Annotated in this window: 19 protein-coding genes, 8 tRNA genes and 1 pseudogene; 12 read left to right on the forward strand and 16 right to left on the reverse strand. The window is 31.5% G+C overall.

The annotated features are described in order from the left end of the window. Positions 1-43: 43 nt before the first annotated feature. Both tyrS and tadA read right to left on the reverse strand, forming a co-directional pair. Positions 44-1,303: a tyrosine--tRNA ligase gene (tyrS, locus tag FKM95_RS00835; protein ID WP_159128897.1), complete on the reverse strand. Its 1,260-nt coding sequence runs from the start codon at positions 1,301-1,303 to the stop codon at positions 44-46. Positions 1,304-1,434: 131 nt separating this feature from the next. Further along, the gene (gene tadA / locus FKM95_RS00840; RefSeq protein WP_159128898.1) at positions 1,435-1,896 is read right to left on the reverse strand and encodes a tRNA adenosine(34) deaminase TadA; all 462 of its coding nucleotides are present in this window, start codon (positions 1,894-1,896) and stop codon (positions 1,435-1,437) included. A 261-nt stretch (positions 1,897-2,157) separates the two neighbouring features. Between tadA and FKM95_RS00845 the strand changes: the two genes are divergently transcribed. Both FKM95_RS00845 and pyk read left to right on the forward strand, forming a co-directional pair. Then, a tRNA-Val gene (locus FKM95_RS00845) sits at positions 2,158-2,231 on the forward strand. A gap of 23 nt (positions 2,232-2,254) precedes the next feature. Then, a pseudogene (pyk, locus tag FKM95_RS00850) lies at positions 2,255-3,271 on the forward strand (pyruvate kinase); the annotation flags it as partial. 34 nt (positions 3,272-3,305) lie between these two features. Here the strand turns inward: pyk and FKM95_RS00855 are convergent. Both FKM95_RS00855 and FKM95_RS00860 read right to left on the reverse strand, forming a co-directional pair. Then, a tRNA-Ala gene (locus tag FKM95_RS00855) sits at positions 3,306-3,377 on the reverse strand. Between the two features lie 36 nt (positions 3,378-3,413). Further along, positions 3,414-3,485, reverse strand: a tRNA-Ile gene (locus FKM95_RS00860). A 99-nt stretch (positions 3,486-3,584) separates the two neighbouring features. On the opposite strand from FKM95_RS00860, the gene FKM95_RS00865 reads away from it, so the two are divergent. Beyond that, the gene (locus tag FKM95_RS00865; protein ID WP_159128900.1) at positions 3,585-4,130 is read left to right on the forward strand and encodes a precorrin-2 dehydrogenase/sirohydrochlorin ferrochelatase family protein; all 546 of its coding nucleotides are present in this window, start codon (positions 3,585-3,587) and stop codon (positions 4,128-4,130) included. A gap of 13 nt (positions 4,131-4,143) precedes the next feature. Then, on the forward strand, positions 4,144-4,938 hold the full coding sequence (gene cobA / locus FKM95_RS00870; protein ID WP_206167474.1) for a uroporphyrinogen-III C-methyltransferase: 795 nt from the start codon (positions 4,144-4,146) through the stop codon (positions 4,936-4,938). 219 nt (positions 4,939-5,157) lie between these two features. Here the strand turns inward: cobA and FKM95_RS00875 are convergent. The 10 genes from FKM95_RS00875 to prfA form a co-directional block, all read right to left on the reverse strand. After that, positions 5,158-5,231: transfer RNA gene (locus FKM95_RS00875), tRNA-Trp, on the reverse strand. Between the two features lie 2 nt (positions 5,232-5,233). After that, positions 5,234-5,307: transfer RNA gene (locus FKM95_RS00880), tRNA-Asp, on the reverse strand. Positions 5,308-5,451: 144 nt separating this feature from the next. Next, positions 5,452-5,838 (reverse strand): phosphoribosyl-AMP cyclohydrolase, encoded by a 387-nt coding sequence (locus tag FKM95_RS00885; protein ID WP_226338822.1) that lies wholly within the window; start codon positions 5,836-5,838, stop codon positions 5,452-5,454. Next, positions 5,835-6,608, reverse strand: coding sequence for an imidazole glycerol phosphate synthase subunit HisF (hisF, locus tag FKM95_RS00890; protein WP_159128885.1), 774 nt, complete (start codon positions 6,606-6,608; stop codon positions 5,835-5,837). Before hisF ends, FKM95_RS00885 begins: the two co-directional genes overlap by 4 nt. Beyond that, positions 6,590-7,330, reverse strand: coding sequence for a 1-(5-phosphoribosyl)-5-[(5-phosphoribosylamino)methylideneamino] imidazole-4-carboxamide isomerase (locus tag FKM95_RS00895; protein ID WP_159128884.1), 741 nt, complete (start codon positions 7,328-7,330; stop codon positions 6,590-6,592). Before FKM95_RS00895 ends, hisF begins: the two co-directional genes overlap by 19 nt. Positions 7,331-7,333: 3 nt before the next feature. Beyond that, positions 7,334-7,924 (reverse strand): imidazole glycerol phosphate synthase subunit HisH, encoded by a 591-nt coding sequence (hisH, locus tag FKM95_RS00900; protein WP_159128883.1) that lies wholly within the window; start codon positions 7,922-7,924, stop codon positions 7,334-7,336. Then, the gene (locus FKM95_RS00905) at positions 7,925-8,932 is read right to left on the reverse strand and encodes a hypothetical protein (protein WP_206167480.1); all 1,008 of its coding nucleotides are present in this window, start codon (positions 8,930-8,932) and stop codon (positions 7,925-7,927) included. It abuts the gene before it with no gap. Between the two features lie 24 nt (positions 8,933-8,956). After that, the gene (gene hisG / locus FKM95_RS00910) at positions 8,957-9,763 is read right to left on the reverse strand and encodes an ATP phosphoribosyltransferase (protein WP_159128853.1); all 807 of its coding nucleotides are present in this window, start codon (positions 9,761-9,763) and stop codon (positions 8,957-8,959) included. 33 nt (positions 9,764-9,796) lie between these two features. Then, positions 9,797-10,531 carry a peptide chain release factor N(5)-glutamine methyltransferase gene (prmC, locus tag FKM95_RS00915; RefSeq protein ID WP_159128852.1) on the reverse strand — a complete coding sequence of 245 codons (735 nt, stop codon included), beginning with the start codon at positions 10,529-10,531 and terminating at the stop codon, positions 9,797-9,799. 24 nt (positions 10,532-10,555) lie between these two features. Next, on the reverse strand, positions 10,556-11,629 hold the full coding sequence (gene prfA / locus FKM95_RS00920) for a peptide chain release factor 1 (RefSeq protein WP_206167465.1): 1,074 nt from the start codon (positions 11,627-11,629) through the stop codon (positions 10,556-10,558). A 113-nt stretch (positions 11,630-11,742) separates the two neighbouring features. On the opposite strand from prfA, the gene panB reads away from it, so the two are divergent. From panB to hisS, 7 genes are all read left to right on the forward strand, one after another. Next, positions 11,743-12,546 (forward strand): 3-methyl-2-oxobutanoate hydroxymethyltransferase, encoded by an 804-nt coding sequence (panB, locus tag FKM95_RS00925; protein ID WP_159128850.1) that lies wholly within the window; start codon positions 11,743-11,745, stop codon positions 12,544-12,546. A gap of 102 nt (positions 12,547-12,648) precedes the next feature. Next, the gene (gene alaS / locus FKM95_RS00930) at positions 12,649-15,294 is read left to right on the forward strand and encodes an alanine--tRNA ligase (protein WP_159128849.1); all 2,646 of its coding nucleotides are present in this window, start codon (positions 12,649-12,651) and stop codon (positions 15,292-15,294) included. A gap of 30 nt (positions 15,295-15,324) precedes the next feature. Then, positions 15,325-15,407: transfer RNA gene (locus tag FKM95_RS00935), tRNA-Ser, on the forward strand. 3 nt (positions 15,408-15,410) lie between these two features. After that, positions 15,411-15,484: transfer RNA gene (locus FKM95_RS00940), tRNA-Arg, on the forward strand. An 87-nt stretch (positions 15,485-15,571) separates the two neighbouring features. Next, positions 15,572-15,865, forward strand: a complete 294-nt coding sequence (locus FKM95_RS00945; protein WP_159128848.1) for a co-chaperone GroES — start codon at positions 15,572-15,574, stop codon at positions 15,863-15,865. A 37-nt stretch (positions 15,866-15,902) separates the two neighbouring features. Next, complete coding sequence (gene groL / locus FKM95_RS00950) at positions 15,903-17,546, forward strand: chaperonin GroEL (RefSeq protein WP_159128847.1); 1,644 nt, start codon at positions 15,903-15,905, stop codon at positions 17,544-17,546. A gap of 426 nt (positions 17,547-17,972) precedes the next feature. After that, positions 17,973-19,271, forward strand: a complete 1,299-nt coding sequence (hisS, locus tag FKM95_RS00955) for a histidine--tRNA ligase (protein WP_159128888.1) — start codon at positions 17,973-17,975, stop codon at positions 19,269-19,271. 14 nt (positions 19,272-19,285) lie between these two features. Here the strand turns inward: hisS and FKM95_RS00960 are convergent, their stop codons facing one another. Next, a complete protein-coding gene (locus tag FKM95_RS00960) occupies positions 19,286-20,257 on the reverse strand; it encodes an RluA family pseudouridine synthase (protein ID WP_159128889.1) in 972 nt (323 codons plus the stop codon). An 8-nt stretch (positions 20,258-20,265) separates the two neighbouring features. Between FKM95_RS00960 and FKM95_RS00965 the strand changes: the two genes are divergently transcribed. Then, a tRNA-Ile gene (locus FKM95_RS00965) sits at positions 20,266-20,337 on the forward strand. A 77-nt stretch (positions 20,338-20,414) separates the two neighbouring features. On the opposite strand, the gene FKM95_RS00970 is transcribed toward FKM95_RS00965, so the two are convergent. Next, positions 20,415-21,638 (reverse strand): amino acid kinase family protein, encoded by a 1,224-nt coding sequence (locus tag FKM95_RS00970; protein WP_159128890.1) that lies wholly within the window; start codon positions 21,636-21,638, stop codon positions 20,415-20,417. Positions 21,639-21,872 lie beyond the last annotated feature (234 nt).

Raw genomic sequence — 21,872 nt, forward strand, 5'->3', positions numbered from 1 at the left:
TATGATGTGATTAAAAAAGCTATTAACCATGTCTAAATAATAGCTATTCCCAAAATATCAAACAATATTCTTTTTTACCTCGCTTAACTAAGGTATAAGAATCGCATATAATATCAGAACCACAAAACCTATAGTTCTCTGAAAGCTGTTTTATACCGTTAATAGCTATTGACTTAGAACAAATCAGTTTTTTAGCTTGGGTAATAGAAGAAGCTAGGCTTAGTTCAACTAAAGCTTTTTTTAAACTTATTTCTTTTTTAAGCCTCATCATTGGAAACCCACCATTAGATAAACGTATAATGTCAGCTTTTTTAAGATCAGAATAAACATTAGAATATAAACAATTAGTAATTCGTTTAGCAGTTAATAATTCTATATTACCATGTACTAAACGAGTGACTTCTTCAGCTAATAAATATTGGATTCGAGAATAACTATAAAAGCTTTGGGTTTTAAGCTTCTTAATATCAGATGCATTCATTAACGTAAAATAGCTAATATATCGAAAAGCATCAGCATCTGAAACATTAACCCAAAACTGATAAAACGTATAAGGACTAGTTTTGATAGGATCCAACCAAACAACATTATCTCCAGACTTACTAAGTTTAGTACCATCAGGTTTAGTTAATAAAGGCAAAGTTAAACCAAAAGAATCTTTTTTATATAGCTTATTTATTAAGCTTATGCCAGCAGTTATATTACCCCATTGGTCAGACCCCCCAATCTGTAGTATAACATTATAGTTCTTAAATAAATAAGCAAAATCATAGCTCTGTAATAGGCTATATGTGAACTCAGAAAAAGATAAAGAAGCGCCACTCTTATTAACTCGCTGTTTTAAAAACCCTTTACTAATCATATTATTAATAGAAAACTGTTTTCCTATCTCACATATAAACGTTAATAGCTTCATTGAATAAAGCCAGTCATAGTTATTCACAACCAATATACTATCATCACAGCCTCTATTTAAGATTGCATATATTTGTTGTTTTAGCTTTTTAGACCAAGAATAAGAAATATCTTTAATATCTAAAAGCCGCTCGTTAATTCTAAAGCTAGGATCTCCTATTAACCCAGTGCCTCCTCCTATAAGAACTATAGACCGATGTCCAAACATTTGAAATCGCTTTAGGCATAGAAGAGGCAAAAGGTGTCCAATATGTAAACTATCAGAAGTAGGATCAAAACCACAATAAAGACTAATAGGTTCAGATAACTTACTAAATAATTCTTTTTTATTTGTTATATCCACTACTAAACCTAACTCTTCAAGCTGATGCATTATACCACTAAACATATTAATAACACTCCATAGTAAAAGATATTCTATAATATATAACTCAACTAAAAAGAAAAGGAAGCTGTTGGTAGAATCTAGAAGAACTATTTTAAAATGAAGAAACACCAACCTAACAGAATACCAAGAGTTTAAAGCCTACAACAACGGAATAAGTTATTTAATTGTAAGGAACATTCATCTTGTAAAACACCAGAAGTAAAAGATAATGTTTGATTTATATATGTATAATACCTTAAGTGATTAAAATATCTAGCTGCTCCTACTTTATTATCATTAGCACCAAATATAACTCTACTAACACGAGCATGTATTATGGAACCTAAACACATTAAGCAAGGTTCTAAAGTTACATATATCACTGATTCTAAAAAGCGATAGGCTTTAATTAGTTTACCTGCGTTGCGTATAGCTAATACTTCAGCATGTGCTGTTGGATCATTAAGATAAATAGAAGAACTCCATCCCTCACCAACGACTTCATCATTTAAAACTAACACAGCTCCAACTGGAACTTCACCTTTATATGCTGCTCGCTCTGCTAAATTAATGGCATGTTTCATCCAAAATATATCTTTATCAAAAGACCACATAATAATATGCTATAGTTATAGTTCTGTTATGTTTCTCATTTGGTTTCTAACTCTATCGTTTTGGTTCATTATGACATAGTAATAAGATTCTTCCCCAAACCTAAGAAGTCTTCCCAAGCTAAGAACATATAGTTTAACATCAAAAGTGACCCACAAAAGCTCTAACAAGTCCATATGATAAAAGCTCCTACCCTCCACTCCACATAGAAAGACCTCAGCTAAAGACCTCAAGTTCCCCCCCCCAAACCAATGACTAACCAAACATCCGTAGTTCAGTTGGTTAGAACATCACTATGACACAGTGAAAGTCAGAGGTTCAAACCCTTTCGGATGTACAATAAAACTACAAAAGCCTCCCATGATAAAAACTAAAATAATCTGTACAATTGGACCAAGCACTAAGTCTATAAAAAACCTATCAAAGCTACTAAAAGAAGGAATGAACATAATTAGGATTAACTTATCGCACGGAACCCACAAAGAGCATGAAGATAAGATAAAAGCTATTCGATATATTCTATTAAAAACTAAAAGATATGCTTCAATTATGTTAGACACCAAAGGTCCTGAAATAAGAACAATGAACTTAGAGAATGGAATAGAAATAGATCTAACATTAGGTCAAGAGCTTAGTTTAGTTAATAACCATAATATAACCGGAAATAAAAGCCTAGTTGCAATTACCTATAAGAAGCTTGTAAAATATATAGACATTGATAACAAAATACTTATAGATGATGGCTTAATAAAGCTAAATGTTATTGGAAAAGCTAGAAGCATAATAAAATGTAAAGTACTAAATAATGGTAAGCTAGGAGAAAACAAAAGTATTAACATTCCAACTATTAACCTAAAGTTACCAACATTATCAGAAAAGGATAAAAAAGATATCATATTTGGATGCGAACAAAGGCTTGAATATATAGCTGCTTCTTTTATTAGATCTCTAAAGGATATAGTTATAATTAAGGCTTTTGTGTTTAAATATAAAGGAGAACCCATAAAGCTAATTTCAAAGCTAGAAAACCAAGAAGGGTTAAATAACTTTAATGCTATCTTAAAAAGCTCATATGGAATTATGATAGCTAGAGGTGACTTAGGGGTAGAAATACCAATAGAAGAAGTAATATTAGCACAAAAGCTAATAATAAATAAATGTAATCAAGCAAAAAAACCAGTAATAACGGCAACTCAATTGTTAGAATCAATGATAGAAAACCCAAGACCAACAAGAGCAGAAGCTGGAGATGTAGCTAACGCCATACTAGATGGCTCCGATGCGGTGATGTTATCTGGTGAAACTGCAAAAGGAAAGTATCCTATTGAAGCTGTAAAGCTAATGCGTAAGATATGTAACCGTACTGATAATATTATGTCTCTATACCTAATAAGATAATAACATGGAAACATGGAACTAGTCGGTCTCGAACCGACGTTTCCTGTGTGCAAAACAGGTATTCTGCCAACTAAACTATAGTCCCTCATATTCAATAATTATACCAATAGACTCCCCATCATAGACTTGACTGGGCTTGAACCAGTGTCCTCAGTCTTATCAAGACTGCGTTCTACCACTGAACTACAAGTCTATTCTTATATAGCTTTGTTGTTCTTAAAGAGCTATATAGGTTAACAGTAACAGTAACAACAATAGCAATAGCAATAAACCAATAACAACCATAAGCTAAATGAAGTTTTTGCCTATATATCTAAGAACCGTAAACACCAATGCTTTTGTAATAGGTGGGGGAATAGTAGCAGCAAATAAACTAAAAGCAATAAGAGCTATCTGTGGTTCTATATTTCTAATAACAAAACCAATATGCAATAAGCTAAACAAAGCTAAGACAAACTACTCTAATATCTGTTGGTTAAAAAAAAGACCTGAAGCTATTAGTTTAAACAATAGTTGTCTAGTAGTTATAGCCAAAAATGATATTATCTTATATAAGCTAACTAATAAACCTATACTAAATAAACCTAGACTATTAAACATAGTTGATAATATAAAAACCTGCTCTTATATATTTCCGTCAATAGTAAACAGATGTCCAATAATAATAAGCATATGTTCAATCAATAGGTCACCAACAGTAACAAAGCATATACGCAATAAACTAAAAAGCACAATACCATTAGTTACTAACCTAATAATAGATAAACTATCAAGCTGGAGAAATAAGCTAACTATAAAGAAGGACAATAACAAAAAAGCCTTTTGGGTTTTTATTTAGGAAGCTTTTAAATATGTTAAAACTAAAACAAAAGACATATCTAAATAAACCTATAAAACCAAATAGTAAACACTTAAAGACCATAAAGACTATAAAGATAACAATAATAGGAGCAGGTCCAGGAAATAAAGAGCTAATAACAATAAAAGGGTTTAAGCTAATAAAAGAAGCTAATATAATATTATTCGATAACTTAGTAAGTAAAGAAATAATAAACATAGCTAGGTTAACTACAAGAAAAATATACATTGGAAAGAAGGCAGGTAAAAAGTATATCAAACAAAAAGCTATAAATAAGTTAATAATAAGCTTAGCTAAAAAAGGAAATAACATAGTACGTCTAAAAGGGGGAGATCCTTATATATTTGGGAGAGGTGGAGAAGAAATGAAAGCTATAATCAATAATAAGATAGCATTCCAAATAATACCTGGTATAACAACAGCAATAGGTTCTACCATAGGAATACCATTAACTCATAGAAACTACTCTAATAATATAGCTTTTACAACAGGGTCTATATCCTATAAAAACAAACCTAACTGGAATCTAGAACTAAATAAAAAGCAAACAATAATAATGTATATGTATGCAAGTAATATAACTAAGCTAAAAGAAAAGCTATTAAAAAGTAGCTTCTCAAATAAAACTCCAATAGCAATAATTACATCAAGCACTAATAAAAACCAAAAGATAATAATAAGCAACATAAAAAGCATAGAAAGCTTATCAAATAATAATACAACACCCTCTATATTGATAATAGGAAATATAATAAAGCTATATAGAGATATTACTACATTCAATTAATAAGAGCATAAGTCCCTTCTAAACCTATAACAATCCCCCCCCCCTTCTCTAACAGCTAACACCTAAAAAGGAAAAGAGCTAGAATGTCTTTATGGGACGGCCGCTTCAAAGAAAAGCTAAACATAATGTTTGAATACTTTAACAACTCCTTAAAAACCGATTATAGGTTCATAACGAAATATAGCTAACCATAAGTCTATTGCATTATAATTAGGAAAGCAGGGATAGAGAGTCTCGAACTCCCAACAGCTGGTTTTGGAGACCAGTACTCTGCCAAGTTGAGTTATATCCCTTGCGGTGCGGGCGAGTTTCGAACTCGCCACCTTCGGCGTGACAAACCGATATTCTAACCAACTGAACTACCGCACCTATAGACTTAAGCAGTTTCTTACTCTAGTCAAAGGACTAGTTTATAAACCGAATTAAGCAGAATCTATTATGTGGTTCTAACTGGTATTATATTGTTGTTAAGAAGAATGCTTTTTCTAGAAGGCTGGTTGGATTCTAGAATGGTTAGCAGGACAAGCTATTACCAGTTCTAGGAAAGGCTACTCCCCCCGAATAAAAGCAGCTATAGTTACCAAGATGACATATAATTCCTTTTAATAGAGAATATATTAATATTGAGTCTTTATCGCAGTCTAAATATAAACTATAAGCTTCTAAGATATTTCCAGATGTTTCTCCTTTAACCCATAAGCTGTATTTAGATCTGGAATAAAATATAACATAACCACTTTCTAAACTAATATCTATACTTTCTATATCAGAATAGCCTATCATTAAAAGTTCTTTTGTTATGATATCTTGAATAACCATAGTCTTTAGTTTATTATGCTTTTTAAAATAACATAGAAAGTCCTTTAAATAGTTTAACTTAAGAACTTTGTTTATATTCATAGTCTAACTTCAACTCCTTTACTTAATAAAAACCTCTTTAAGTTTTTAATATCAATAATGTTTTTATGGAAAGCAGTGGCAGCTAAAACACCATCGACCTTAGCTGTTTTCAAAGCAGCTAAGAAATGTTGGTCTTTTCCAGCACCACCTGAGACAATAAGAGGTATAGAACAGTGTTTACGGATATCTGAAAGCTGTTTTATATCATATCCATTTTTAAGACCATCTTGGTTAATAACATTTATTACAACTTCTCCAGCTCCTAGCTTTTGTATAGTTTCAATCCATGATATGGTTTGCCAATTAGTATAGTTTGTTATATATTGGTTTCCAGTATATTTTTTTACTTGATAGCTGTTGGAGCTTTTGATAAACCAACTATCAATGCCTACAACTACACACTGTGAACCAAATACATCTGCTAAACGGCTTATAAAAAAAGGATCGTTTAGCGCAGGAGTATTTATTGATATCTTATCTGCCCCTAAAGAAAATATTTCCTTAGCTTGAGATACTTTGTTAATTCCACCTGCGACGCAAAATGGAATATTAATAGATTCAGCTACCTTAGATATCCAGCTTTTATTTAGTAACCTATTTTCTGTAGATGCTGCTATATCATAGAATACTAATTCATCAGCACCAGAAGTAGCATAGTATTTAGAAAAGTCAACAACATTTCCAATGGTTTTATGGTTAGTAAACCTTTTACCTTTAATTACTTTTCCATTGAATATATCAAGACACGGAATTATACGTTTCGCCAACATTCTATAGTCTCCAAAAAGTTAATCTTATTTTCTATAAAGGCACGTCCAACTATTATATTTTTAATACCTATGTAGCGAAGCTTAATAATATCATTTAGGCTTTTAACTCCACCAGAAGACTGAAAAGATATATTAGGCCAATTATCTAATAGGTATTTATATAAGCTTAAATTAACTCCAATAAAAGTACCGTCTCTTGAAATATCAGTACATAGTATATGTTTAATACCATAGCATACATAATGATTAATAATATTATCAATAGTTTTGTTAGAGCTTTTTTGCCAGCCGTTAATGTACACTGAATATTTGCCATTAGGTTTATTGTATATATCTAAAGCTAAAACTATCTTTTCTGGACCAAATATGGTTAACCATTCTTGAACCTTTCTTGGCTCCTTAATAGCAATAGAACCTATTACTATTCGAGAAGCTCCTAGTTTTAATAATGCATGTATATCAGAAGAACTACGGATGCCTCCACCTACTTGCAATACTATTGATTTACATTTTGTTACTATCTTAGAGACTAGGTTTAACTGCCGCTTTAATGGGTTTTTAGCGCCTGATAGATCAACTAAATGTATAATATTTGTTCTTTTTTCTATATAGTATTTAATATAATATAAAGGCTCTTGATTATATTTACGTAAGCATTGGAAATTGCCTTGATATAAGCGTACAATAGAGTTAAACATAAAATCTATAGAAGGGATAATCATTTACTATAGCTCTAGAAAGTTTCTTAATAACTGCTTTCCTAATATCCCTGAACGTTCTGGGTGAAACTGAACTCCAAAAAAGCTGTTTATTTTGAAAGCTGCTGTATATAGATCACCATATATTGAACTCGCTATATTTGATATGCATAAAGGAACGCTATAGCTATGGACAAAATAAAAGTAACTACCATTTTCAATGCTTTTGAATAAAAGGTCCTTATTTTGATGAATAACCTTATTCCATCCAATATGAGGAATGTGCTTCCCATAGTTAGATAGCTGTTCTGTTTGGTTATTTATTATACCTATAGTTTTTATAGAAAGGCCTTCTTTACTGCTTAAACTCAGTAGCTGCATACCAAGACAAATGCCTAATATTGGTTTAGGGAAAGCTTTTATTATATTAACTAACATATAGGTTTTAACATTGTTCATAACTAAAGAAGCTGTGCCTATGCCTGGTATTAATAGTTTATCAGCGTTTAATATTGTATTGTAATCAGAGCTAACTATGGGTTTATATCCTAACTTATGTATTATAGTTTTTACTGAATATATGTTAGCACAGCCTGTATTTAAGATAACTATTAACATTTAAAGTAACCCTTTAGAACTAGGTAACTTATTGCTAATTATATTAAGAGTCTTGCTTAAAACTATACCAAATACTTTATATATGCTTTCAATTCTATGATGGTCATTGGTTCCTTTTGTTGTTAAGTATATAGAACAGGTTAAGGAACATGATAAAGATCGGAAAAAGTGTTCTATCATTGAGTTATTTATATCTCCTGTTTTTTGATAGCTATATTTAGATTTATAGACTAAGTAAAACCTATTAGACATATCTAATACACATTGGGCTATGCATTCATCCATAGGAATAATAAAGCTAAAACGACTTATTCCTAGCTTAGTATTTAAAGTGGTCTTTATATTAGATCCTAGAGCTATTGCTACATCTTCTATAATATGGTGGTCATCTATATAGTTATCACCTCTAGCTAAGATAACTATTCTAAAGTTTCCATGTGTTGCTATTTGGTTAAGCATATGGTTAAAAAACCCTATGCTAGTGTTAATATAGTTATATATAGGTTCATCAGTTAACCAGATATCAATTAAGATAGAAGTCTCATTAGTTAGTCTATATATGCTTAGATAGAAGTTAGCTATTAGTCTATTAAGAATAGCCTTATAGGTTTTACTTAGGTTTAGTAGCTTAATATGTATTGATTTAATACCTAAACAATGTGCTATATTTATATTGTTGTTAGCTATATAATATCTTTTACCTACAGTTGAACCAATAGCTAGTACCCTAGATGCCTTCTCAATATGCATATAAAATACTTTTAAGTCAGAAGAACCAATAGAAGCTAACCTAAATTCCACTCCTAAATAGGTTAGCATATAAAGCATAGCTATATATGTTTTTAATGAATTCTCCTTAAGACCTGCTGTTAAATTAAAAGCAGGCTTGCTAATTAATATAACTAACTTAACCTTATGGTCTTTTAAAGCTAGCATTAAGCCTATAGCTTTGTTATTTAATGGCTTTATGGGTTTAAATATATCAATGAATAAGTATATTACGTTCAAGCTTCTCCTTATATTAGTATTTAGTTAGTTATATATCTGAAAAAGAACCCATATCTTTATATTATTTAATGATGCTATGTTGTAGACATTAGCTTTTATAAATAAGTGTATAATCTTAACTAACTTATTTACTATAAACCAAATGCTAATATTCGTATAGTCTTTAGGGGCTTTTATATTATATATGCTTCTCTTAAATCTATTAACTAAAAGCTTTTTGTTATTAGATAGTTTTGGAAGACATTGAATTAAGTAAGCATGTGAATAATAAACTATTTTTGCTTCATATAACCCATTAACAAATAAAGTAGAACCTGTAGATACTACATCGAATATTATATCAGATAACCCAGATCTATAAGATACTTCTACTGAGCCAGTAATATAATGTAATATGTAACTTATGCTATATCTTTTTAGGTAGTATTTAAGTATGTATGGGTAAGAAGTAGCAACCTTCTTTCCATTTAAACAGTTAATACCAATCCATGGTTCACCTAACGGAAAGGCTAATGATAAACGACAGCTACTGAACTTAAGGCTATATATTATAGAATAACTAACTAACTTTCTTTTTATAATGAAGTTAAAAGCTTGTTCTTCAAAAACATTCTTACCAATAATACCTAACTCTACTGACTTATTTAGTATTAAGTTAGGAATATCATCATCTCGAACAAACATAAACCTAATTGCTTTATATTTAGAACTTAATAAAAGCTTTCTAAAGTTATAGGCTTGTTTAGTTTTATAATAACTAATTAAATATCTTGACTTTTTACTTAGCCTTCCAGATCTTTGTAATGCTATTCTTAGGTTTAGATAATTCAATATAACTTCTCTTTTGGTTTATGAAGCTTGTGTTTATAGCATTCTACCTATTGTAATGCGTTCATTATTATAGTCTTTTATTGAATGAACATTTTTAAAAGATAAGCTTAATAAAAAAGACCTAGCTATAGATCCTTGTTTATACCCATGCTCTAGTAATAGCCAGCCTCCGTAGGTTAAAAAGAATATAGAGCTTAGGCATATTTTAAATAAGATATGTAAACCATTATTAGAAGAAGCTAAAGATATGGTTGGTTCAATATGAATATAGCCTTTATTTAAATGGAGATCTTTTTTACTAACATAAGGTGGGTTGCTAATAATTAAACCATATCTTTTTAAATATAAAGAATTAAACCAATTACTAAAAATATAGCTAACAGTCTTTAGGGTTTTTAGGTTTAAGTTATTTGTATTATATTTGGCTATCGTTAAAGCATTTAATGAAAAGTCTGTTCCGATATGGTTCCATTTATTTCTTTCATATGCTAAGCTTAAAACAATAGTGCCACTTCCAGTTCCTAAGTCAAGAGCATTTAGTTTATTATTAGGTAATAAGTTTAAAGCTTGTTCTATTAAACATTCAGTATCAAGTCTTGGCATAAAAGCATTATTGGATAGCTTTAGGTTTAAAACCCAGAAATGCTTTTGTTCTATAATATATGGTATAGGTTCTTTTTTGGTTCTTAATAAAATAGCTAATAGTTCTTTTAAATATATGCTTGAATGGTTTGTTTTAGTTGGGGGTTTCTTATAGGTTGTATTCATTCTTTATATGTAGGGTTAGGATCTTTATATGCTTTCATCATAGTAATATTTATTTAATATTGGTTGTATAAGTAAGTCTAAGTCTCCATTTAGAACCTCAGTTAGTTTATATATAGTTAGATCTATTCTATGATCAGTTATACGACATTGTTGATAGTTATATGTTCTTATCCGATCGCATCTGTAGCCTGTGCCTAATAGGGTTTTTTTAATTAAAGACTCTTCTTTATGTTTACGCTTTAATTCGAAGTTATTTAGCCTAGTATTTAATATTGCCAATGCTTTAGTTTTATTTTTATACTGAGATCTTTCATCTTGGCATTCAACTGATAAGCCAGTTGGTAAGTGTGTTATTCTAACAGCTGATTCAGTTTTATTAACATGCTGTCCTCCTGCGCCTGAAGAACGAAATGTATCTATTCTTAACTCAGACTCATTTAGATTAGCTATTGCGTTATTATTATCTTCTACTAAAACTGCTACTATGCATGTAGACGTATGTATTCTACCTTGTGACTCTGTATTTGGTATTCTTTGAACTCTGTGACCTCCTGATTCAAACTTCAATAAACCGTATGAACCACTATTTGAAACTTTAAATATAACTTCTGTACATCCGCCATAATTATTAGTACTTTTACTTAGTAAGCTAACTGACCATCTTTTACTTTCTGCGTATTTATAGTACATCCTATAAAGAGCGTTAACAAATAAAGTAGATTCATTTCCTCCAGTTCCTGTCTTTATTTCTATATAGCAGCCATACTTATCATGTTCATCTTTAGGAACTGCTTTACTTTTTAAAAGCCTTTGTTCTATTTCGTTTATATTAGTTTTTAGTAAGATAACCTCTTCCTTAGCTAAATGCCATATATCTTTATCTGCTAACAGCTTTTCTAACCATATGGTTTCTTTATTAGCTTTTACCCAGCTCTTAAATAAGTTAGCTATATTATTTAGTTCAGTATATTCTTTAGATAGGTTTCTAGATATAGCTATATTAACTATAGCATCTGGGGTTGGTTTATTTAGTAATAACTCTATTTCTTTATGGTGCTTTTCTATAGTCTTTAGTTGATTAATTATATGTATGTTCATAGCGAACTGTCCTTTATGCTGCTCGTATTATATGTTAACAATAGCTTTTTAACTTAATATAGCTTAAGAAGTTCCAACAGTTAGCTAGGTTCTAGTTAGGTCTTAAACAACTAATGAAAAAGATAACTCTTTTGAAACTTAAATACTATAAAAAAAAGCACTATAAGTATTCAGCAGTTACTGCTTATGATTATTCATTTGTTAGTATATTTAAAAGCAAGCCTGTTAAAGCAATATTAGTAGGTGATTCATTAAATATGGTAGTTAAAGGAAATAAACATACCATATCAACAAACCTGAGAGATATTATTTACCATCTAAAGTGTATAAGAAATACAACTGCTTCTTGTTTAATAATAGCTGATTTACCTTTTATATGTGCTAATAGGTTTGATAATGCTTTAAAAAGCTCTTCATTACTTTTAAAGCTTGGGGCAAACTTAATTAAGATAGAAGAAAGGGAGAACTGTCTTAAAAGTATTATAAAAAGGTTAGTGTCGAAGTCTATTCCAGTATGTGGTCATATTGGCCTAACTCCGCAATATGTTAATATAATTAGTAACTATGTAGTACAAGGAAAAGATAACTTCAACTCAGAACTACTATTAGATAATTCTTTATCTTTAGAAGCTTATGGAGTGCATGGTTTAATAATAGAATGTGTAGCTTCATATTTAGTTCAAAGGTTGGTTCAATTGTTAAGCATACCAACTGTAGGCATAGGTTCTGGACCTGCCACTGATGGACAAATATTGGTAATAAATGATATTATTGGTATATTAGATAATAAAGATAAACTACCATTCTTTGTTAAGAGCTTTTTTAAGGAAAGCAATAAAATAGATAGGTTTGTTTATTTATTTAGTAAAAGCATTGAGAAAGGATATTTTCCTAATATTAGTAATGTTATTCCATAAACGCAGGAACCTAACCTAGACTAAGCTCTGACATTCCTGACTTTGTTAATAGATATCTTAGTAAGAAAAACCTAAACACTATTATTTAAGAGGCTTCCCAATATGGATAAAAGCACTAAAAGCATTAAAAATATGTTTCTTAACTTCTTTAAAAAAGAAAACCATAAAGTCCTGGATAGCAGCTCTATTATCCCAACCAACGATTCTTCTTTACTTTTTACTAATGCTGGAATGAATCAGTTTAAGGATATTTATTTAGACATAGAAAAGCCTATCTATGAAAAAGTATGCACTTCTCAATATTGTTTAAGGATAGGCGGAAAGCATAATGATTTAGATACTGTTGGGTTTACCAATAGGCATCATACTCTTTTTGAAATGCTAGGTAACTTTAGTTTTGGTGCCTATTTTAAATATGAAGCCATAATGCTAGCTTGGAAACTATTAACTAGTGAAAGCTGGTTCAATATACAAAAAGCTAAGCTATTAGTTACTGTTTATTATTTAGATAGAGAAGCATATGATATATGGACAAAAGATATAGGAATGCCTAAAGAAAAGGTAATTCTTGTTGGAGATAAGAATAAGAAAGAGCCTTATGTGTCAGATAACTTTTGGTGTATGGGAGAAGTTGGGCCATGTGGTCCTTGTTCAGAAATCTTTTATGATTATGGTAAACACTTGTTTGGCTATTTACCAGGGGATGAGAAAGGCTGTGGATATAGATATGTAGAAGTTTGGAACTTAGTTTTTATGCAATACAACCGACAATATAATAACTTAATGACTCCATTAGCTAAACCATCTGTCGATACAGGCATGGGTTTGGAACGGATCTCTGCGGTATTGCAAAATGTTGATTCTACGTTTAAAACAGATATATTTAGTAAAACTATAGCTATAGTAAAAAAAGAACTTAATATAAACTATTTGAATGACTATCTGTATGTAATAGCAGACCACATAAGAACATGCTTTTATATAATTAAAAACGGTATTTATCCTTCTAATGAAGGAAGAGGCTATGTTTTACGTCGAGTTATTAGACGAATGATTAGACACTTAAACTTATTAGGCATTGAAAAAGCTTGTATATATAGACTAATATATGAACTAAAGGATGTCTATATTGATTATATTGAGGAAAAAGCTATAAACATAAAACATATTGAGACTATTATATTATATGAAGAAGCTAGGTTTTATAATACTATAAAAAAGGGTTTAGAAGTATTACTAAATAAAATAAATAAAAAAGAAGTTAAAGAAGAATTAGATGGAAAGACAGCCTTTTTTCTATATGATACCTATGGTTTACCAATTGATTTTATAGTTGAAATATGTAATGAAAAAGATATTAAAATAGATATCGATAGCTTTATAAAACCTATGGAACTACAGAAAAGCCTCTCTAGAAAAGATAGTCTTATAAGTCCTAGTGAAAAGGCTCGTGAAGAGCTAGATATAAAAGCTACTAGCATATTTGTTGGCTATAATAAGCTAGAATATATAGCCTTTATTAAAGAACTGCTTTTTAATAATAATAAGGTAAATACTATATATGAAGGGCAATATGGAGTTTTAGTTTTAAATAAAACATCTTTTTATCCTGAGACGGGCGGACAGGTAGGTGATATTGGAGAAATAAAAACAATAAAAGGCTTATTTAAGGTAACTAATACTAAGAACTATAATAAAGCTATTCTCCATTTTGGAAGAGTAATGTATGGCTTCTTTAGGTTAAAAGAAGCTGTAATAATAAATGTGGATGCTGAATACCGTAAAGCTATTAAAGTTAATCATTCAGCAGTTCATATATTAAATAAAGTATTATGCAGCTACATAAAAAAGAAGCTTATTCAAAAGGGTTCTTATATAACTGCTAATCATATACGCTTTGATTTTATATGCGGAAAGGGAAAGCTATTAAATAATGAAGAAGCTAAGATAATAGAAGAAGAAGTAAATGAACAAATAATAAATAATATGTTAATTGTAACTAAGCTTTTATCTTTTGCTGATGTTAAAGAGAATATAAAAGATAATATCATATTTATTCAAAGAGAATATGAAGCTATTGTTAGAATAGTTAACATATTTGGTCTTTCTATAGAACTATGTAAAGGAACCCATACAAACCGTACTGGAGATATAGGTTTATTATCTATAGCTTCACAATATAGCATAGCAAAAAACATTATACGAATAGAAGCAGTAACAGGAAGAGCTTCTATTGCTTTTGTATTTAGTAATAAAGCTATACTAAAGAAGTTAAAAGAAGTTACAAATAGCAATGAATATAAACTATGTGATCATTTAACCCATATAAAAGCTGAGTATAATAAGTTAGAAAGGGAAGTAAAATATATTAGGAATACACACTTAGCTTTTTATATTGAAAGCCTAATAAAAGAACTTAAAGCCTATAATGATAACATAATAATTAAAACTATTGGTAGCTTCTATTCTAGCTTTTTATATTTAATTGCTAAATGCCTAATAGATAACTTAAGAGCTAAAGTTATTATATTAAATACTAAGCATGGAAATAATGTTAGGTTTATAATAGGAATAACAGAAGATTTACTATGCTATATAAAAGCTAAAGACATAATAGACTATTTTATTGTTAATCTAAAAGGCAAAGGAGGGGGTTCTTTAAAGTTAGTTCAGGGGGTTGGAGAGTTTATATTATTTAAAAAAGAAATAGAAGCAATCAGTAATCTAATATTAAATAATATAAGGTAGAGTTTGTTATAGTTAGAGTTTGTTATAGTAGATGAGATGGTCGAGTGGCTTATGACGTTCCCTTGCTAAGGGTATATACGTATGTATCGAGGGTTCGAATCCCTCTCTCATCGGATGCATCCGTAGCTCAGTTGGACAGAGTATTCGACTACGAATCGAGTGGTTGGGGGTTCGAATCCTCTCGGATGCGGAGGGAATACGAATGTAAAACATTAACAGCATTACAAGCTTTAGAAAACTATTGAATTCATAGTAACTTTTTAAAAGGGAGAATATAATGAAAATACAACCATTGCATGACCGTGTTATAATTAAAAGAAAGGAAGTTGAATCTAAGTCAGCAGGGGGAATTGTTTTAACAAGCTCTTCGGTTGGTAAATCTTCTAGAGGGTTAGTAATAGCAGTAGGTAAAGGTAGAACATTAGAAAATGGAGAACTCAGGCCTTTAGATATCAAGGTAGGTGATACTGTTATATTTAATGAAGGTTATAGCGTAAAGACAGAAAAGCTAGATAATGAAGAAGTATTGATTATCTCTGAAAATGATATATTGGCTGTTATTGAAGAATAATAATATTATTATACTTTAAACACAAAAGGAAAAAGCTATGCCTGCAAAAGAAGTAATGTTTGGAAATGAGGCACGTGTTAAAATGCTTCGGGGTGTTAACATATTGGCAGATGCAGTGAAAATTACGTTAGGACCTAAAGGACGTAATGTAGTTTTAGATAAACCATTTGGAGCTCCTAGTATAACTAAAGATGGTGTTTCTGTAGCTAAAGAGATTGAGTTAGAAGATAGGTTTGAAAATATGGGTGCTCAAATGGTAAAAGAAGTTGCTTCAAAAGCTAATGACTCTGCTGGTGATGGAACTACGACAGCTACTGTTTTAGCTCAGTCTATAGTTAACGAGGGGCTAAAGGCTGTCGCAGCAGGTATGAACCCTATGGACTTAAAAAGAGGAATAGATAAAGCTGTTAGACAGGCGGTAGAAGAATTAAAAAAGATGTCAGTGCCCTGCACAGATTCTAACTCTATTACTCAAGTGGGCACTATTTCAGCTAATGCTGATGAAGCTGTAGGTAAACTAATTGCGGACGCAATGACTAAGGTTGGAAAAGAAGGCGTAATAACTGTCGAGGAAGGATCTGGATTACAGGATGAGTTAGATGTAGTGGAAGGTATGCAGTTTGATAGAGGTTATTTATCGCCTTATTTTATTAACAGAAATGAGACTGGTTCTGTAGAGCTAGATAATCCATATATATTGATAGCTGATAAAAAGGTTTCTAACATTAGAGAGCTGTTACCTATATTAGAAGCAGTTGCTAAATCAAATAGACAGCTGTTAATAATAGCTGAAGATGTAGAAGGAGAAGCATTAGCAACTTTGGTAGTTAATACGATGAGAGGTGTTGTTAAAGTATCTGCAGTAAAAGCTCCTGGGTTTGGAGATAGACGTAAAGCTATGTTACAAGATATAGCTATATTAACTGCTGGTACTGTCATATCTGAAGAAATAGGTTTAGAGTTAGAAAAGGTTTCATTAGAAGATATGGGTCAAGCTAAAAAAGTAATAGTTACCAAAGATGCTACTACAATAATTGATGGAATAGGAGATAAAGCTGTAATTAGTAGTCGTGTTGCTCAAATAAATAAACAGCGTGAAGAAGCTACTTCGGATTACGATAAAGAAAAGCTTCAAGAAAGAATAGCTAAGTTAGCTGGTGGAGTTGCTGTAATAAAAGTAGGAGCTGCAACTGAAGTAGAAATGAAAGAGAAAAAAGCTAGAGTAGAGGATGCCCTTAATGCAACAAGGGCCGCTGTTGAAGAAGGAGTTGTGCCTGGTGGTGGAGTGGCATTAATACGTGTAGCTAATAATATTAGTACTCTAAAAGGAACTAATGAAGAACAAAATGTAGGTATAAGAGTAGTGCGTAAAGCTATGGAAGCTCCTTTACGTCAAATAGTTTCTAATGCAGGTGAAGAACCATCTGTTATTGTTAATAACGTAAAAGCTAGTGAAGGAAATACTGGTTATGATGCAGCTAAGTCTCAATATGGTAACATGATGTCTCTTGGTATATTAGATCCAACAAAAGTAGCAAGGTCAGCTTTACAGTTTGCTGCTTCTATAGCTGGTTTAATGGTTACTACAGAATGTATGGTAACAGAAATACCTAAAAAGGAAGAAAAGAGTGATATGAATAGTCCTGGCTATGGGGCTGGTGGAATGGGTAATATGATGTAGGTAGAGGCCTTTAGCAGAAGCTGTTAGAAGATGTAGAAGCTGTTATAGGATTAGAAACTATAGAAGCTATATAGAACCTAGCTAATAGACGTATATGCAAGGGAGAAGAACCGTAAATACAGTTAAGTTAGTAGTTGGTTCTTGGTTCTGCTAATACTTTAGTATATGGTTTAGGTTAGACATAAGCTTTCCCCCCAGTTAAGACCAACACATCATAACACAGATTCAAAGAGCTATCCTCTCCTTCCCCCATATATACCTACCGCATCTGTCTCATACTCTGGTTTTAATCCTTCAACAGCTTATTGATTAACCGGACAACCAGTAGGTCTTTCCCCCTTTCTAGTTCATATTATTAACACTTCCTCCTTCTCCTTAAACACTAACTAACCCCCTCCCCCCCCCTTCCTTCCTTTCCTTTAGTCTATGAAAACACCTATATATTCAATTAATGGCATGAAGGACTACATACCAACCCAAACAACCCTATGGCAACCCATAGAAGAAAAGCTAACTAAGCTAATAAATAACTATGGCTATAAAGAACTCAGACTACCTATAATAGAACATACAGCCTTATTCAAAAAAGCAATAGGAAGAACAACAGATATAATAAGAAAAGAGCTGTATTGCTTTCCTGATAAAAAGGGAAAAAGCTATACATTAAGACCGGAAGGAACTACTGGATGTGTGAGGGCTGGCATTGAACACGGTTTGATACATAACCAAGAACAACGCTTCTGGTATTTTGGTTCAATGTTTCGTCATGATAGACCACAAAAAGATCGCTATAGGCAGTTTAACCAACTAGGCATAGAAAGCTTCGGACACAAGGAACCAGATATAGATGCTGAGTTAATAATACTAACAAAGAACCTATGGGCTACCCTTGGAATAAATAGCTGTTTATCATTAGAACTTAACACAATAGGTTCAATAGAAGAAAGAGAAACCTATAATAATTCTCTAACTATGTTCTTTAGTAAAAACATAAAAGCCTTAGATAAAGAATCAATTAGTAAGCTAGAAAAAGATCCATTTAGAATATTAGATAGTAAAGAAAACAATATTAAAAAACTATTAAAAGCAGCTCCAACAATATTTAGCTATTTATCTGAAACCACAAAAAGCCTTTTTAATAGCTTATGTTTGCTTTTAGATACTAATGGAATTAGGTATAAGCTAAATAATTACTTAGTAAGAGGCTTGGACTATTATAACAATACAGTATTCGAATGGGTAGAAAACAACAATATTAAAGCACAAAATACTATATGCGGAGGTGGAAGATATGATAACTTAGTAGAAAAGATAGGTGGTTTTTCAACCCCTGCTATAGGCTGTGCTTTGGGTTTAGAAAGATTAGTTATGCTAGTAAATAAACAAGATAATAAGCTAAACCAAAACAATAAGCTAAATCAAGAGCTAATCATATATTCAATACCAAGATATAAAGAAGAAAAAGTAAAAGCAATTCTAATAGCTGAATCCATAAGAACTAACATTCCAAAGCTTAGCTCTTTAACAAACTATGAAGAAAGCAGCTTCAAAAGAAACCTAATAAAACCATATAAACATAAAGCAAAGCTAGTAATAATAATAGAAGCCGGAAAGTATAAAGAAGAAATAATAATAATAAGAAACTTAATAAATGGAAACCAATATAAAATACCAAAAGAAACCATAATTAATGAAGTTAAAAAAGCCATTTATTCTCTCTATTAGCATTTAGCTTTAGGTTAGTCAGAAGGTTTCCCCCCAGTTAAACTATCAGTCCCTCGTAATACGTTTAATAAGCTTAATATATCATAAGTCAAAGGAGATTCTAACTTCATCTTAACAAATGTCACTGGGTGCAAAACCTCTAATTTAATAGCATGTAACACTTGACGTTTAGGTTCTTTTAGTTTATTATATAGATAAGAACTAGAATTATATAGGACTTTCCCATACTGTTTATCTCCAACAAAAGGATGTTTAACATAAACCATATGAATTCTAATTTGATGAGTACGTCCTGTTTCTAGGTTAAAGCGAAGTCTAGTATGAAAAGGAAATCTCTCTTTAACAAAATAATTAGTTATAGAAGACTTTCCTCTATTATCAGCTTTCATACATACTCTTTTAACAGGGTTTCTCAATATTGGTTTTACTATCTTGCCGGAAAAAGATAAGCTGCCAAAAGCTACTCCTTCATATTCCCGTATTAGTTTTTTTAATCGAAACACTTCAACTAACTTAATATATATAGAAATGCTTTTAGCAATAATTAATAAGCCAGTAGTATCTTTATCTAATCGATGTACAATACCAGCTCTTGGAATAATTGTATTTGGTGGATAATAATAAAGTAATCCATTAAATATGGTATATTCGCTGTTTCCAAACCCAGGATGTAATATAAAACCACTAGCTTTATTTAAAACAATAATATAAACATCTTCATATATTATATCTAACGCTATTCTTTGTGGGTATATAGAGAAGCTGCTTCTATATAGAAACCTAACTTCTATTAGCTCTAAACCAAACAGTCTTTTTTTAGGGGTAAGCACCAATTGTTCATTTACTTTTACTCTTCCAAATATAATAACCTTTTTAAAAAAAGATCTAGAATAGGCTGGAAATAAGCTAACTAATATAACATCTAAACGGCAAGTCTTATTTAATAAGCCAACATATCTAACATTATTAGGCTCAAGCATATTCATATTAGATTGGTCCCTTAGCTCAGTGGTAGAGCATGCGGCTCATAATCGCTCGGTCACAGGTTCGAATCCTGTATGGACCAATGTTAGTAACATCTTTCAGGTATTTGAAGTAAGCTTCTAACCCATGTGGCGAATAACTCTAAGAACCCAAGGTAGGTTAGAACAAATGGCTGTGCAGGTCGCTTAACGTACTCATTAAGTCTCTTTGTTTAACGATTGTTGTTATTCTAACTTCTGAAGTCAACAATGCTTTTACTTTTACTCCTAGCTTTAAAAGAATACTGAGAGCATAACCTGAAACCCGGAGACCTAACCCAACAACTGAGACTTCTGAAACCCTGTTGTCTGTTTGGGCTTTTACGATATCACAAAAGCGCCTCAAGCTCAAAAGTATTTTACGTTCAAGCTTTTCCATATGGTAACTGCTCACTAAGAAACTGAAGGTAAGTCTGTTTAAGTCATTGGTGAAACATGCTACAATGTCTAACTTCGAATGTGGTTTGAGAAGAGCCTTTAACACATACCAATTAAACCTATTAGGTCTAACATTCATCATAATGTCTATCTGAGCTACTTTGTCCTGAAAGGTAATGCTGGTGGCTATAGGTTGTTCCATTTGTTTCCTGTTTCGTAAGAGATTGAAATGAACGATAGTGTTAGCTTTCCGGTTTGAAGTGGTTTTCAAGAAGCTAGATAATATGTTTAAGCTAACATTGAATTTACCAGACAGAAGCATCGAACGAGTGTGGATCACTTTTGAACCAAAACTTGCAAGCTCAAACAGTTCTTCAAAAGCAATCAGACTAATCAACTTACTTTGTTTAGTGATTCTAGGATCAATAGTGTATACTCCTTTAACATCAGTATATATTAAACACCATCCTTTGAACACACAAGATAAGGCAAGCGCGGATGTGTCAGAGCCTCCCCTACCAAACGTAGTCACTTTATGCATGTTTAGTCCTTGAAAGCCTGTAACTAATATAGCTTTAATATTTGAGAAGCTCTTTCTTATGTACTCCGTGTTAACTAGAAGTATGTGTGACTTGGTGTGTAAGTGATCTGTATAGATTGGAACTTGCCAGCCTGTTAATGGAACGTTGCTAATTCCAATCCTCCATAGAGCAGCAGAAAGAAGCCCTACAGATATCTGTTCTCCTGCTGCTATAGTAAAATCAGCAGACGTAAGGTTAGGACTTGGAGTTATATTTTTAAGCGCACTGACTAAGCTACTAGTTTTTCCCTGCATAGCCGATACAATAACTATTAGCTTTTCAACATGAGTGGTTGTTTTAGCTATAAGGTTTGCAACATTCTTTATTCTTTCTTCAGAACCAACTGAAGAGCCTCCAAACTTCTGAATGGTAAACCTAACGGACATTATGACTAGTCTCCCCTAAACCCAGAATAGAACTCATTGTTCGAACCGTAAGGAACCCCCCTTTTTGAACATATTCCCTTTACTTCCTTAAATGAACTGCTGCTATAGTTAAAACAATGTTATAGAATGCTTCAAGGAAGTCTAGCTGTATAGAAGTCTGTTGGAAAGTCTGGTAAGTTGTTTTCAATGTTTTTAATTAGCTTTTAGTTGTATGTGGGTGGAGGGAGAGAGAGG

The sequence above is a fragment of the Candidatus Tremblayella phenacoccinincola genome, assembly GCF_009805595.3.
Taxonomy (GTDB): Bacteria; Pseudomonadota; Gammaproteobacteria; order Burkholderiales; family Burkholderiaceae; genus Tremblaya; species Tremblaya phenacola_D.

Excerpts from the sequence above, each read along its gene's own strand:
- tyrS (WP_159128897.1), bottom strand. The coding sequence starts at position 1,303 with ATGTTTAGTGGTATAATGCATCAGCTTGAAGAGTTAGGTTTAGTAGTG.
- prfA (WP_206167465.1), bottom strand. The coding sequence starts at position 11,629 with ATGAACATACATATAATTAATCAACTAAAGACTATAGAAAAGCACCAT.
- hisS (WP_159128888.1), top strand. The coding sequence starts at position 17,973 with ATGAAAACACCTATATATTCAATTAATGGCATGAAGGACTACATACCA.
- panB (WP_159128850.1), top strand. The coding sequence starts at position 11,743 with ATGAAAAAGATAACTCTTTTGAAACTTAAATACTATAAAAAAAAGCAC.
- alaS (WP_159128849.1), top strand. The coding sequence starts at position 12,649 with ATGGATAAAAGCACTAAAAGCATTAAAAATATGTTTCTTAACTTCTTT.
- FKM95_RS00885 (WP_226338822.1), bottom strand. The coding sequence starts at position 5,838 with ATGAATATAAACAAAGTTCTTAAGTTAAACTATTTAAAGGACTTTCTA.
- cobA (WP_206167474.1), top strand. The coding sequence starts at position 4,144 with ATGTTAAAACTAAAACAAAAGACATATCTAAATAAACCTATAAAACCA.
- groL (WP_159128847.1), top strand. The coding sequence starts at position 15,903 with ATGCCTGCAAAAGAAGTAATGTTTGGAAATGAGGCACGTGTTAAAATG.
- FKM95_RS00960 (WP_159128889.1), bottom strand. The coding sequence starts at position 20,257 with ATGAATATGCTTGAGCCTAATAATGTTAGATATGTTGGCTTATTAAAT.
- prmC (WP_159128852.1), bottom strand. The coding sequence starts at position 10,531 with ATGAATACAACCTATAAGAAACCCCCAACTAAAACAAACCATTCAAGC.
- hisF (WP_159128885.1), bottom strand. The coding sequence starts at position 6,608 with ATGTTGGCGAAACGTATAATTCCGTGTCTTGATATATTCAATGGAAAA.
- FKM95_RS00970 (WP_159128890.1), bottom strand. The coding sequence starts at position 21,638 with ATGTCCGTTAGGTTTACCATTCAGAAGTTTGGAGGCTCTTCAGTTGGT.
- tadA (WP_159128898.1), bottom strand. The coding sequence starts at position 1,896 with ATGTGGTCTTTTGATAAAGATATATTTTGGATGAAACATGCCATTAAT.
- hisH (WP_159128883.1), bottom strand. The coding sequence starts at position 7,924 with ATGTTAATAGTTATCTTAAATACAGGCTGTGCTAACATATATTCAGTA.
- FKM95_RS00945 (WP_159128848.1), top strand. The coding sequence starts at position 15,572 with ATGAAAATACAACCATTGCATGACCGTGTTATAATTAAAAGAAAGGAA.
- FKM95_RS00865 (WP_159128900.1), top strand. The coding sequence starts at position 3,585 with ATGAAGTTTTTGCCTATATATCTAAGAACCGTAAACACCAATGCTTTT.
- FKM95_RS00895 (WP_159128884.1), bottom strand. The coding sequence starts at position 7,330 with ATGATTATCCCTTCTATAGATTTTATGTTTAACTCTATTGTACGCTTA.